The 14155-nt window shown below is 41.2% G+C and carries 8 protein-coding genes and 1 pseudogene; 3 read left to right on the top strand and 6 right to left on the bottom strand.

Annotated features, from left to right (window positions below; genetic code table 11):
- Positions 1 to 46: 46 nt before the first annotated feature.
- Positions 47 to 238, top strand: a pseudogene (locus HC643_RS10850) (spermidine synthase); the annotation flags it as partial.
- Positions 239 to 298: 60 nt separating this feature from the next.
- Here HC643_RS10850 and HC643_RS10845 read toward each other — a convergent pair.
- From HC643_RS10845 to HC643_RS10835, 3 genes are all read right to left on the bottom strand, one after another.
- On the bottom strand, positions 299 to 1063 hold the full coding sequence (locus tag HC643_RS10845) for a hypothetical protein (RefSeq protein ID WP_038081847.1): 765 nt from the start codon (positions 1061 to 1063) through the stop codon (positions 299 to 301).
- A 310-nt stretch (positions 1064 to 1373) separates the two neighbouring features.
- Entirely contained in the window at positions 1374 to 1985 is a 612-nt protein-coding gene (locus tag HC643_RS10840) for an NUDIX hydrolase (protein ID WP_038081846.1), read from the bottom strand.
- 97 nt (positions 1986 to 2082) lie between these two features.
- On the bottom strand, positions 2083 to 3285 hold the full coding sequence (locus HC643_RS10835) for a phosphoglycerate kinase (protein WP_038081871.1): 1203 nt from the start codon (positions 3283 to 3285) through the stop codon (positions 2083 to 2085).
- 90 nt (positions 3286 to 3375) lie between these two features.
- Between HC643_RS10835 and HC643_RS10830 the strand changes: the two genes are divergently transcribed.
- Positions 3376 to 3777: a universal stress protein gene (locus HC643_RS10830; RefSeq protein ID WP_038081844.1), complete on the top strand. Its 402-nt coding sequence runs from the start codon at positions 3376 to 3378 to the stop codon at positions 3775 to 3777.
- 53 nt (positions 3778 to 3830) lie between these two features.
- Here HC643_RS10830 and HC643_RS10825 read toward each other — a convergent pair whose 3' ends face one another.
- The 3 genes from HC643_RS10825 to HC643_RS10815 all read right to left on the bottom strand — a co-directional run bounded on the left by HC643_RS10825 (position 3831) and on the right by HC643_RS10815 (position 8688).
- On the bottom strand, positions 3831 to 4580 hold the full coding sequence (locus tag HC643_RS10825; protein ID WP_038081843.1) for a thioesterase II family protein: 750 nt from the start codon (positions 4578 to 4580) through the stop codon (positions 3831 to 3833).
- A gap of 14 nt (positions 4581 to 4594) precedes the next feature.
- Positions 4595 to 5887, bottom strand: coding sequence for an MFS transporter (locus HC643_RS10820; RefSeq protein WP_038081842.1), 1293 nt, complete (start codon positions 5885 to 5887; stop codon positions 4595 to 4597).
- A gap of 62 nt (positions 5888 to 5949) precedes the next feature.
- Complete coding sequence (locus HC643_RS10815; protein ID WP_038081840.1) at positions 5950 to 8688, bottom strand: TonB-dependent receptor; 2739 nt, start codon at positions 8686 to 8688, stop codon at positions 5950 to 5952.
- 685 nt (positions 8689 to 9373) lie between these two features.
- Here HC643_RS10815 and HC643_RS10810 point away from each other — a divergent pair.
- The gene (locus HC643_RS10810; protein WP_050045667.1) at positions 9374 to 14143 is read left to right on the top strand and encodes a type I polyketide synthase; all 4770 of its coding nucleotides are present in this window, start codon (positions 9374 to 9376) and stop codon (positions 14141 to 14143) included.
- The last annotated feature ends 12 nt before the right edge of the window (positions 14144 to 14155 follow it).

The following is a 14155-nucleotide window of genomic DNA, read 5'->3' as shown; positions in this document are numbered from 1 at the left end:
GGGTTATTGTATGTCAGGTAGCAGTGTGGGTGCAGATTTTTGGATGAGCGGTCCTTCATTTCCACTGTTTACCAAGGAATACTTTGAGAAAGTCCGTCGGGTACTCTCCCCTAAAGGATTTTTTGTTATTCAAGCAGGTCCGGTGTCGCCAGGTGAATTAACCCTCCACGCCCGCCTAGTGCAGACTTTGAAAGAGGTTTTTCCCAACGTTCAGTCATACAGTAGCTATACCTCTACGAGTCTTCTGGTGAAGGTATTCCCAGGCTCTGCTTGAGAAAAAGCTGATAAGCTGCAAGTGCTATTTTAGAACAAGTTCATCAAGAGAACATCCAAAATGCCCTGCACCTCGAATGAATTGAGAGCTAGCGATATGATTATCAAACGAACTATAGACTACTTTATCAAAGAATAGTGAACCTTTATAAATATTTGTCAACAAGAATTTTAAACCAGAGAGTAAAAACTCTGGAAGAGAGTTATTACCAAATTTAATAGACTCAACAACGGGTGAGATTGCTTTAAAATGACCCGGATCGTTGAAGACAAGGCATAAGCTACTAAATATTAAATATTCTTCGTTGCTGTGGTTGATTCCCAGCCAGGATGTTGTCTGTCTTTCTGCAATGTACTTTAATGTTTGTGCTGCTGCTACAAATTGTTGAACTTTAAGAATTAATTCATCTGCAGTTAACAGATCGCAATTTAACCAGGATATATAGCTGAGCCACGTGTTGTTAAATTTAATTGCACTTAGGGAGAAGTTAGCTTGTAGCTGTTGAAAGAAACACATAATTTCAGCTTCTGATAAAACGGGACAAGTATTCCCGTTTTCGGGAAAAACCTGAGCTAAACTGAGTGTTTCTTGAGGACAATGTAGGGTTGCGATCGCATGAGAAAACCAAGCTCCTAAATTGTTTGGCGTCTCTTCATTCACTAGTTGTTTTATGAGAATTTTATCTCGTTCAGTTGTCGAATTTGTAATAAAGAGGAAGCCTTTTGGGCTTAAAGTGTTAATGATATGGTTTTCATAATCTTGAAATGTTTTTAAGTGATAGATTTTCATAATCCTGTCTCCTTCATTTTTCCTTTAGCTGCGTAAGTCAACCCTTTTAAAATGAGCCTGAAATTATAAAAAAGCCATGCAAAAGTTGTTTAAGGTCAGCCGTGATAAACAATCGTGACTGGTTCGCGGTTGCGCTTTAGCAATAAACCACGATCGAGAACGGAATCTCGAAGATTGAATTTTTTTACACAAGCTGGTTTTTTTCTTGCCGACCTACTTTAAGTACTTTTGCTTAGTTTGGTGCTGTTCAGTTTTTAAGCTAAAGGAAAAATGTGAGGAACTTGTGAGTGACTCCTCTTACGTAACCGAGCTAATCAAAGTCTGTAAGTAAATTTGGATTGCGGTAATGTTCAAAAAGTCGAGCGATCTGAGCTGGTGTGACGCGCCCAAGAGAAAGTTCTGGAATACCATCTTCCGGGAAAAAATCAACTGCTTCCGTTTCAATACTTGGTAATGCAGAACCGCCGATAAGTTCGCACAGAAAAAATAGCTTGTAGACGTAACAGGGATGCGGTGGATGACCCTGTTTGTTTCTGTCATAAACGGCTAACAATTTAACAACACGGGTAAGATAACCTGATTCTTCACGAATTTCTTTGACGACTGCTTCGCTTGGCGATTCTCCAACATCAGCCCATCCGCCAGGTAATGTCCAAAGACCGTCTTCACGTTCTTTAACTAACAATATTTGATTGTCGCGAAATACAGATCCACGCACGTCAACCTTGGGAGTTGCATAACCAACTTCACGCGTAAATAAATCAAGAATGTAGGGATGTTCGACGTTTGAATGAGTTGCGGCAATTTCAGCTGCAATGACCTGTATTGATTTAAATCGTTCGATGTCGTAAGGATTTTGAGAATAGGTCAAACCAATTTGAGCGATCGCTTGCAATTTTTGCGCCCATTCAAGCCATTTCATAATTTTTTGTTATTAGTTAGTAGTTACTAGTTAGTAGTTAGTAGTATTTCTACTATCCACTAACCACTAACTACTAACGACTAACCATTATCACATTTTACGCTTCATCTAAGGCAGCGATACCGGGTAGTACCTTACCTTCAAGCAACTCCAAGCTAGCGCCCCCACCAGTGGAGATGTGGCTCATTTGGTCGGCTAAACCAACTTTTTCCACAGCCGCTACGGAATCACCACCGCCAATAATGGTAATAGCGCCTGTTTTACCGATCTCGGCAAGAGTCTGGGCAACGGCCTCAGTACCAACAGCAAACTTATCAAATTCAAACACACCCATTGGACCATTCCAAATGACCGTTTTGCAATCAGCAAGGGCATCTTGGAAGAGTTTGACAGAGTCGGGACCAATATCCAATCCCATCCAACCATCGGGTATATTTTCCACACTTACGGTTTGTGAGTTGGCATCAGCAGCGAATTTATCTGCAACGACCACATCAGTAGGAAGCAAGAAAGCTACGCCCTTTTCCTTTGCCTTAGCTTCCAAAGACTTAGCTAGTTCTAGCTTGTCTTCTTCTACCAAAGATTTACCGACACTTAAACCACGAGCTTTAAAGAAAGTGAATATCATACCACCACCGAGGATCAGCTTGTCACACTTCTCCAAGAGGGCTTCAATTACACCAATCTTGCTGGAAACTTTAGAACCACCGATAATAGCTACCAAAGGACGTTGGGGATTCTCGATCGCATTTTGCAGGTACTGCAATTCTTTTTCAATCAAATAACCAGCAACAGAGGGGGATAGGTAATTTGTAACACCTTCAGTAGAAGCATGGGCGCGGTGTGCGGTACCAAAAGCATCATTAACGTACAAATCTGCATTTGCAGCTAATTTTTTGGCAAATTCCGGGTCATTTTGTTCCTCCTCCTTGTAAAAACGGACGTTTTCTAGTAAGAGAACTTGACCGTTTTGCAATGCTGCGACCTTAGCGGTAACATCATCGCCGATGGAGTCATCGGTTTTTACAACTTCTTGCCCCAATAACTCAGAGAGGCGCTTGGCAACTGGAGTTAGGCGAAGTTTATCATCGACACCCTTTGGTCGTCCAAAATGACTTGTTAGAATTACCTTAGCTCCCTTCTGTGTCAAATCCTGAATGGTTGGTAGAGCTGCCCGAATGCGCGTATCATCTGTGATGTTACCGGCATCATCTAGAGGTACGTTAAAGTCAACTCGCACTAGGGCGCGTTTACCGGACAAGTCTGCTGCGGACAAATTTGCCAAAGATTTCTTTGACACGTTACGAACCTCCTGATTGCCTTTTTGATATGTTTTGATAAGTAGACCCATCCAGATTTTACCGACTCAGGGGGGCGGAGGTGAATCCAAATGTTCAAAACTGTTTTATTTCCAATTGACCAAAGCAGGGAAGCACGAGAAGCAGCCGATGTGGTTGTGAATATTGTGCAAAAATATGGTAGTAGCTTGGTGCTGCTGAGTGTAGTTGAAGAAGTTGCAGATTCTACTGGAAGTGTAATGACATCTCCAGAGACAGTAGCCCAACTACTGGAAAATGCCAAATCCTTGTTTTCCCAACAAGGAATTCGAGCTGAAACTCTTGAACGGCAAGGAAAACCTGCTTTTACTATCTGCGATGTTGCAGATGAGGTAGGAGCAGATTTAATCATCATGGGCTGTCGCGGATTGGGATTAACAGACGAGGGGTCACAGGATAGCGTGACAACTCGCGTCATTAATCTTTCCCCGTGTCCCGTGTTGATAGTGCCGTAGCAGTGACTAGTGACCAAGGTAAATTTTTCTTGGTTGAGAGGGGCGCATCTACCTTACTGTAAACGCTTGGCTAGACTTTCCAACAAGAGAGACTGTGCTGAATTGATAAAAAAGTGGTCACCTGGAAGCATCTTTAATGAGAAAGCAGAATTTGTTTGTTCTCGCCATGCTTCCAGTTCCTCATAATTAGCTTCTGTATCTTCCAATCCACCAAAAGTTGTTATGGGACAGTTAAGCGGTGGCTCATAACTATAAACATAGGTTTCCAAAACGGCAAAATCTGCTCGTACAATAGGGACTAGTAGTTCCATCAATTCGGCATTTTCCAGTACGGCTTTAGGAGTCCCATTGAGGCGGCGTAATTCTTCTTTGAATTCAGAATCGCATAAAGTGTGGATCGGAGGCTTTGTGTCAGGAATTTGAGGAGCGCGACGACCAGAAACAAACAGCTGTACTGGTTCTAAAGTATTCTTTTTTCTAAGAAAACGGGCTAGCTCAAAGCTGACGAGGGCACCCATACTGTGACCAAAAAAGGCAAATGGTTTGTCTAAATGCGGTTTAATTGCTAGAGCTAAAGCCTCAATTAAAGGTTCGAGTCGAGTGAATGGAGCCAACTTCATTTGCATTCCCCGTCCGGGAAGTTCCACAGCGCAAACTTCTACAGTTGAAGGTAGACTGTCTGACCATTGGCGAAAAATTAGAGAGCTACCACCAGCGTAGGGAAAGCAAAATAAACGCATGGTGGCTTGCGAATTTGGTTGGAAGAATTTTACCCAGGAGTTAAAAACTGATGTGGAGGTCATGGGATCGGATCGTGTTATATTTCCATTGTACGGAAAAATTTGGTAATCATTAAAACACTAGCGATCGCTACACCCAAGCCAACGATAAACACTCCCCGATAGCCAATTGCCTCAGCAAGAACACCACTGATAGATGCAGCACCAATACTACCTAGAGACCCAACTGAACTTTGAACAGTGTAATCGGTACCAGGAGTTTCTAACCTGCTTTTATCCATCATTATAGTGAACGTAGCAGTGTTCATGATGCCAATACTGAAAAAAGCAGTGCTAGCTACTAAATAGAGAACAGGTATACTGGTGATGCCAAACGCTGGAAGTAAGTAAGCCATCATGGTAAAAGCCCATAGCGAGCTAAATACAATCAGCGATCGCTTTCTTCCCAAGGGAGCAATGAAAAAACCTGCAAGAATCCCACCAATTATGCCAACAGAAGTCCCAACAATTCCTAACAGCCAGCCAATATCTGATAAGGACAGCCCAACATCTACTAATAAAGGACGAAACATAGTTATTGCCATGCTGCTACCTCCTGAATACAGTAGTAAAATAAGTAGCCAGTACCTTATGCCAGGACGGCTACAGAAGCTAGTGAATGTTTTGAGGTAAGAAATGGCAGCAGAAGATTTAACAGATGTTACATTGTCAACAAATGACACAGAGGATGTTACGGGTGACCGATCTGTGGGGCTTTCAAATACATCACCTACTACATACGCAACCAAACCCGTTGTTGCTACTTTCTCCCGATGTAAAAAGACTGGTATCAGTGCTAAGACAGTAATGAGTGCCAAGGTGAGTAGACTGGAAGCCCACCCCCATTGATTGAGCAATATTAACATTCCTCCTCCTCCAATGATTGAACCAAGAGAAGCACCTACACTTTGCACCGCGTTTCCTAGACCTCGCTCCTCTGGCTTTAATAAGCCTACAGCAAGGGCATCAGTAGCAATGTCTTGACTGGCACAACATAAACACATGAAAGCCATACAAAGGAGCAGGGCAATAAAATTGCGTTCCACATTTACCCAAGCACATATTGCTGTAGTACACGCAACAAGAAGTTGAAAACAGATGATCCAGAAGCGATAGTGTCCCCAGCGAGTGAAACCATAGCGATCGATTAGGGGAGACCAAAGAAATTTCAATGTGATGGGGAGAGCAAGCAGTGGGATGATGCTGATTGCTTGTAAAGAAAGCCCCTTCTGACGTAAAAATACTGGTAGTGCTTGATAAAGAAACCAAAATGGCATGAACTGCGACACATACAAACTACCAAGCAACCCAAGTTTTAAAAAACTTTTCATGTTTGTTAAGAGAGATAAAGTATTGCAAAAGCGCTAACATTTTTCTCAAACAAGGATTGGAATTACAATTGCACAGCAATAGAGCCAATTACGGTAAATGGTTCGCCAGGGTAAATTCCATTAACTCTGCTAAAAGGTGAACCAGTAATGTAGTCAATGTTGAAAAGGTTTTTGAAGTTTAGGGCAACTCGCCAATTGTCTCTTCGGTAAAAAATGGCGGCATTAGTTAAGAAGTAGCTACCTAAACGAAAAGTATTTTCTAAGTCTCCTTCGCGGTTTCCAACATAATTGAATCCCACACCGAAGCCTAAACCTTGCAGATTCCCACGTTGTATTTGATAGGTCGTCCAAAGGCTAGCACTATGTTTGGGAATTCCCGAGAACCTGTTACCAATAATCGAACTATTGTTATCTTTTGTAACTTCAGCATCAGTATATGCGTAAGAGGCAATAATGTTCCAACCAGGGGAAATTTCCCCACTAATATCAAGTTCAATGCCTTGGCTTTGTTGTTCACCCGTTGCTATTGAACCAAAGCCAAGAGCGTTTGGATCTGTTGTAGCAACGTTCTGTTTGGTAATGTCAAAGTAGGCTAAGGTCGCAGAAAGACTACCTTGCAATAATTCAGCTTTGACTCCAACTTCATATCCCTCACCGCGTTCAGGTTCAAGGGGATCGCCATTACTTGTGAAATCATCAGTGTTGGGAATAAAAGATTTTGAGTAACTAGCATACAAAGAAACCTGTTGAATTGGTTGATAAACAATCCCCAGCCGTGGTGTCCAAGCATTAGCATTTTGAGTGGGATCGTCACCGGTCGGACTGAAAAGCCCAACCTCGTTTGTAACTTTTTGGTCAAAGGTTTCATAGCGCAAACCCGCCAGTAACTTCAGATTGTCAAGTAATGCAATCTGATCTTGTAAATAAACACCTAATCTGCTTGTCTCAGATTTTCTATCTAACGCCAGATTTACTAAAGCAGGTCTGGAACTATTTCTGTAAACTGGATTGAAAACATTAATGGGTGATGGATTAAAGAAATCCGCTCTAATAATGTCACTAGAGTTGTTTCGATTTAAATCAACACCAAATAACAGGGTGTGTTTGACCGAACCAGTAGCAAACTTGCCTACTATATTTGTCTGTAATGAGTAATCTTTAGAATCAAAATCATCAAAAGCAAAAATCCTGTTTAGGATACCTGTTGTTGCATCAAATGTAAATGGAACTGTTAGCTTATCAGAAAAAACTTCTTGGTTAATATATCGAAAGGCATTGCGTATTGTCCAATTGTCACTAAAACGATGTTCTAGAGTGTAGCCAGTATTTAAGAAATTCCGCTCAATATAGTCGTCTGGCTCATTAAAAATGCGCGAGCGAGGAGTTTCTATTACCCCTCTACCAAAAGCAAGCAGACCATTGTCCGATGGTCTCTCACTGTCTGAATACTGCAACTCAAAGGTTATATTTGTGCGATCGCTAATATTCCAAGTCAAAACTGGCGAAACAAAGAATCGCTTAAATTCTTGGTCGAAATCTCGAAAACCATCACTATTAAGATACAACGCATTCAGTCGGTAGAGCAGGTTATTATTTCTAGTTAACGGACCGGAAATGTCAATCCGAGGTCGAAGCAAACCAAAATTTCCAGCCTGAAATTCAGCTTCATAAAAAGGCTCTGACAATGGTTTTTTAGTCACAGCATTAATCACACCGCCCGGTTGTATCTCACCGTATAAAATCGAAGCTGGTCCTTTGAGTACTTCGACTCGCTCTAAATTTGCTGTTTCTGGAGTTGATGGAAAGCCGTATTGTCTGAAACCATCTATTAAGACAGGCGCTCCCTCAAAACCACGAATACTGTAGCGAGTTTCTGTAGTTGTATCAAAACCACCGGAAACAACGCCACTAACGTTACGTAGTGCCTCATCAAGTTGAATCACTTGTTGGTCTTCAATGACTCGTCTAGGAACAATTTGAATCGATTGGGGAATGTCCCGGATAGGAGTATCAGTTCTAGTGGCAGTGGTAGCATCAAGTACGTTATATCTATCTTGCTTACCTGTAACCAACAATTCGATCAATTCATCAGTTGTAGATGATGGCTTTTTTGGTTGGATATCGCCGGGAGGCTTTTGTGGTTCAGGTTGCTGAGTTTCAGATGGTTGCGGTGACTGTGCTATAGATCCCGTTGGCATCAATCCAAAAATCAAACCTTCATTGCTGTCAAATAACTCAACTTGTGGTATTTCCTTCTCACCTATCACCACTACTCGAATAGTACTAGCATCTTGATTGCTGACCTTGATTTCAGTAATTCCTGCAATAGGTTTCTCCGACTGGAATTGGAATTCATCCCCACTAGGTAGGCGTAATTGAGCATTGGGAATATCAACGATCAAACTATTTCCAGAACTGCGGTTCTGTACTTGTAACTGTTGTCCTTTAGAAGTCTCTAAAATCACCTCTAAACCTTTTTTCGTAGGGACTGCCCGCACTGCCGTCACTAACACGACTGCTTCTGATGAAGCCGCCTGGGTGAGCTTTAATGGTTGCAATAACATTTGTGCGTTTTTAATTGGAAGCAGTACCTCGCTCAATTGCTGAATCTTCCGAGTAGGTTCAACTTTTTGTGCTTTGAAGGGATCAAATGTTTGTTTGGAACCACCACTAGTTTTAGTTGACGTTAAGGATTGCCGCACATTGGTTTTTGATAACTTTTCACCTTTTGCAGGAATTACTATCAATACAACAAACACGCCTGTGAGCAACAGGCTTTGAACGAATTGCTCTTGTTTCATTATTTTCCTCACACTCCATCGCACCATTGTATTTTTAGCTAATGACACGATAGTTTTTCAAATTATTGAAAGTTATTTGCAGCTATTTTACAAGTCGAATGATGGGATTGTAAACAAAATTTACAAAATTAATGCCTGATAAAATAATGATTATCACAAAAACTGGATTTACTATCAAAACTCAGTTAGTATCTAAAATGCTCTGCAACGTCAATTTTGTTAAAATCTATACCTCATAATTAGAGGTTTTTATAAGTATTGTTTTTTTCATAAAGCTTAAACTATTTTCATAAAATTACTTTTGGCTACAATTAAATTCAACATACTTACAAATAACGCTCGATTTTCTACTATTACGTAATTAAGATCTATCAAAAGGAAGAAAAAATTATTTTATGTATTTATTTAATGAATTTATAATCTACTTATAAGTTTTATATATCAATTTTCTATTGCTAAATGCTATAGATTCCTATTAGAGTAAGTAAGCAGTAATTGAAAATAACTTGCAATACGGATGCGATAAGATTTCCACTTCTGCTCTTGCAATTGCTTGTTACTGATTGGAAAGCAGCGTGGAAAATTTCTAATTTGAATGAATTTAGGGCGTCGAAAAAGTACTTTGTTTCAAAACGAGTTCAAAGTAACATTTCTATAGCGTCTTTTTGTTCCAAAGCGGCAAATAATGTTCAAAAAAATCGAAAATTCAGGGGAAGGCGAATCCAAAACAACCTCACGTTCCACTTTACCGAGAGTCAGTTTTGGGTCTACAAGAAAGAGTGTAAAAACTATTCAAGACTGGCTGCGCTCGCAACTAGCCTCCTTACTAGAAATTGCTCCCCAAGACATTAACCTTGAGAAACGCTTTATTGACTGTGGACTTGATTCAGTAAGAGCAACTGGTTTGATTAACAACTTAGCGACTGAGTTAGGGTGTCAGTTGTCTCCCACTCTAATTTGGGAGTATCCAAATATTACAGCCTTAGCCAGTTATGTTGCGGAGGCTCAGGATAACCAGTTATTAGTTAGTACAAATAGCCAGAAATTTAAGAATTTACCGCCTGAACCTATTGCAATTATCGGTATTGCCTGTCGCTTTCCAAGTGCTAATAACACCGATGTCTTTTGGCAATTACTTAAGAATGGAGTGGATGCTGTAAATGAGGTACCAACTGAGCGATGGGACAAGGATGTTTTGTACGGCCCTAACTTAACCACTCCAGGCAAAATGAACACGCGTTGGGGTGGCTTTCTGGACGAAATAGATAAGTTCGATCCTCAGTTCTTCGGTATTTCCCCAAAGGAAACAGTGCAAATAGATCCCCAACAACGTCTCATGCTAAAACTGTCTTGGGAAGCCTTAGAAGATGCTGACCAACCTGTTGAAATCCTAAAAGGGAGCAAGACTGGTGTTTTTATTGGAGCTATGTGGACTGACTACGCAAATTTGGTAAGGCAGACAGGAAACATTGCTCAGCACACGGCTACTGGTCAAGATTTGAGTATTATCGCCAATCGCATCTCCTATATTTTTGGTTTCGCTGGACCGAGTATGACAGTGAATACCGCTTGTTCATCCTCTTTAGTTGCTGTCCACTTGGCTTGTCAAAGTTTGCGAGTTGGAGAATCGACTCTTGCACTGGCTGGGGGTGTTAACTTGATGATTAACCCCGATAGCACTTTGGTCATGTCCAAGTTTGGGGGCTTATCTCCTGAAGGTCGATGTAAAACTTTTGATGCCAATGCTGATGGCTATGTTCGAGGCGAGGGAGCAGGTCTGGTCGTACTTAAGCCCCTCTCCCTAGCGCTGGCTGCAGGCGATCGCATTTACTGTGTTATTAGAGGTAGTACAGTTAACAATGATGGCTTCAGCAATGGGTTGACCGCTCCTAACCCCAAAGCTCAAGAAGCCTTGTTGCGGGAGGCTTACGAACAAGCTGGGATCAATCCCAATCAAGTCCATTATGTTGAAGTTCATGGTACTGGGACAAAACTGGGAGACCCAATCGAGGCTAAAGCTTTGGGGGCAGTGCTAAGTTGCGATCGCACCGCAGAGCGTCCATTGATTTTAGGCTCTGTTAAAACCAACATTGGACACTTAGAAGCAGCTGCTGGCATTGCTGGGCTTATCAAAGTTGTCCTAGCTATTAAACACCGCCAAATTCCTCCAAGCCTTCATTTTAACCAACCTAATCCGGCAATTCCCTTTGAGGAATTACATCTGCAAGTACAAAAATTTTTAACTACTTGGCCATATTCAAAAGAGCCTGCTTTAGCAGGAGTAAGCGCTTTTAGTTTTGGGGGAACAAATTGCCATGTTGTAGTTCAAGAATTAATGGATGATTTAAGGCAACAAAGTCGCTTTCCTTTACTAGTTCCTTTATCAACAGATACTGAAGAAGCTCTCGATTCTCTCTACCAAGAAGTCAAAGCAAAATTACAAACTCCTGAATTCGAGTTAAAGAAATTAATAGATTTCAATCAGTTGCGCGGTACTCATAAACTGGCAATAGTTGTTGATTCCCACAGCAACCCAAATTGCGTAGAGTTGTATAAAAACTCTCAAATTAAAAATCCCCCCGTAGTCTTTGTGTTTTCGGGACAGGGGTCTCAATGGTTTGGCATGGGCAAAAAATTGCTAAAGACTGAACCCGTATTTCGAGCGACTCTAGAAAAGTGTGACCATCTTATGCAACAGTACGTAGATTGGTCTTTACTTGAAGAAGTCGCTCTCTGGTCTGAAGCAAAATCTCGGCTACACGAAATCGATGTGATGTGGATGACTATTTTTGCCATTGAAGTTGCTTTAGCGTCTTTGTGGAAACACTGGGGTATTGAACCAGATGTTGTTGTCGGTCATAGCATTGGAGAAGTAGCCGCCGCTCATGTAGCTGGTATCCTTAATCTGTCTGATGCAGTGCGGGTTATCTATCATCAAAGCCATAATGCCGCGATGAAGAGTGGTTCTGGAGCAATGGCGCTTGTGTCGCTTCCATGGAACAAAGCAAAAGCAGCGACACTTTTCTATGAAGATAGTGTTTACCCAGCTATCTATAATAGTCCTATTTCGACAGTGTTGTCAGGAAATCAAACGGCACTCGAAGCAGTATTAGACGATCTACGGCGTCATAATATTTTTGGTCGTTTAGTTAAAACAAATATTGCCGTTCATACTCCAGAAATGGAAGTTTTAGAAGGGCCGCTATTGGAAGTCTTTAGGGACATCAAAACTAACCCGGAAGTGGTTCCTATGATTTCAGCCTTGACTGGTACGCAGTTAAATTATCATCAATTTAATGGGTCTTACTGGGCGCGTTCTTTAAAAGAACCAGTACTATTTTCTCAAGCTATAGAATATTTAGTAGCAAAAGGTTTTAATACCTTTTTAGAGGTCAGCCCACATCCGATTCTGGTACCAGCTATTCGACAAACCTTACAACATTATGAAAAAGAAGGCACAGTGCTAGAATCCTTGAGAAGGAATAAAGATGACCGACACGTAATGTTACAATCTCTCGGTCAGCTATATACTCTGGGAAAATCTATTCATTGGCACAATGTTTACAATCAATTTTCCACATTTCACGTTCAAGACACAACAAAAACAGAAGCACTATTTCCACTCTCAGCTCATACGCCAGAGGCTCTACAAGATTTAAGTAAAAGACTATATTTACAAATCAACAAACAGCCAGAAATTTCACTTAATGACCTTTGTTATAGTGTCAGCCGACACAGAAGTCATTTTGACTATAGGTTAGCGGTTATCGCCCAGTCAACCAAAGAGTTACAACAATACTTAAAAGCTGTTGCCGAAGGAAATTCGGATATAACTATCGATGTACGGCAACAGAATGTGTGTGTCACTTTTGTATTTTCCGGTCAAGGTTCACAATGGTGTGCTATGGGAAGGAAATTGCTACTTACAGAACCCGTATTTCAAACTGTATGTGAGCAATGCGATCGCGAATTTGGTCAATATGTAAGCTGGTCGGTGTTGAAGGAGCTACAAAAACCAGAGAATGAGTCTCGCTTAGATGAAACCGCATACGCACAACCAGTAATTTTCACCATTCAAATTGCCTTAGCCGCTTTGTGGCGTTCTTGGGGAATCGTTCCCGAAGCGGTGGTAGGTCACAGCCTAGGAGAAGTGGCAGCAGCATACGTAGCTGATATTCTTTCTCTTTCAGATGCTGTACGGATTGTCTTTCACCGCAGCCGATTGATGCAACAAGCGACTGGCAAGGGGAAAATGGCAGCCATTGGGCTATCGTGTGAAGAAGCATTGGATTTACTGGCAGGATATGAAGAGCGCCTGTCCGTAGCAGCAATTAACAGTCCAAATTCAGTTGTAGTGTCTGGGGATGATGTTGCTATTACCAATCTCGTGCAAGATATAGAACTGCAAGGTCATGTTTTTTGTCGTCTGCTAAATGTCAACTGTGCTTTTCACAGTTTTCAAATGGTTCCTTTTGAAAATGAATTGGTGTCTGTTCTCCAAGGCATTGAACCAAAGGAACCATCAATTCCCATTTTCTCAACTGTGACGGGAAGTTTATATAAAACTGGTGATTTTGATGCTCGCTACTGGGGTCGAAACCTCATAGAGCCAGTACAATTCGCTGCAAGCATCTCAGCGATCGCAAAAGAGGGTTATGACATTTTTCTTGAGATTAGTCCTCATCCAGTTCTTTCCCAATCAATCATTCAGTGCTTACCAAATAAAAAAGTAACTACACTGTCTTCCTTACGCCGGGGTCAAGATGACCGAAGTGTAATGCTGACCTCTCTTAGTAAACTTTATACAATAGGAATAGCAGTAAACTGGTCTCAACTCTATTCAACAGTTGGAGAGTACATTCGTTTAACTTCTTACCCTTGGCAAGAACAACGATATTGGGTTGAGGAAAAAGACCCCTTACACCCTATTGCCAGTTCACACAGCACTGATGGCGTGGATGTCTCGTCTAACACGAATAAAAATACGATATTTGATTTGAGTGACACGCATAATTCCAACTTAGTATTACAATCTGAACCACGACTTCAACAACGCTTAGAACAAATTCCTCAAGGAGATCGCTTAGCCTTCTTAATTGCACATCTTCAAACAGAGGTTGCAAAAATTTTAGGGCTTGACTCCGAACAGCTACCATCTCCAAAAATAGGCTTTTTTGAAATGGGTATGGATTCCTTAATGGTTTCTCAGTTAAGAGAGCAATTAATTACCAATTTAGAATATACTTTGTCCCCAAGTGTGACCTTTAATTATCCAACCATTGAAGCTCTAGCTCAGTATTTGGCCGCAGAAGTGCTTCCTTTAGAATTTGTGGAAAAATCTTCTGAATCATGCAAAAACAATGCTGACGAGTTGGAGATGACGATCGCTAAACTCGAACAGATATCGGAAGAAGAAATAGAAGCATTACTCATCCAGAAATTACAAACTCTTTAAAAGTCAAGATTT

The sequence above is a fragment of the Tolypothrix bouteillei VB521301 genome (assembly GCF_000760695.4).
Lineage (GTDB): Bacteria > Cyanobacteriota > Cyanobacteriia > Cyanobacteriales > Nostocaceae > Scytonema > Scytonema bouteillei_A.
This window is presented reverse-complemented; position numbering and strand designations above follow the sequence as displayed.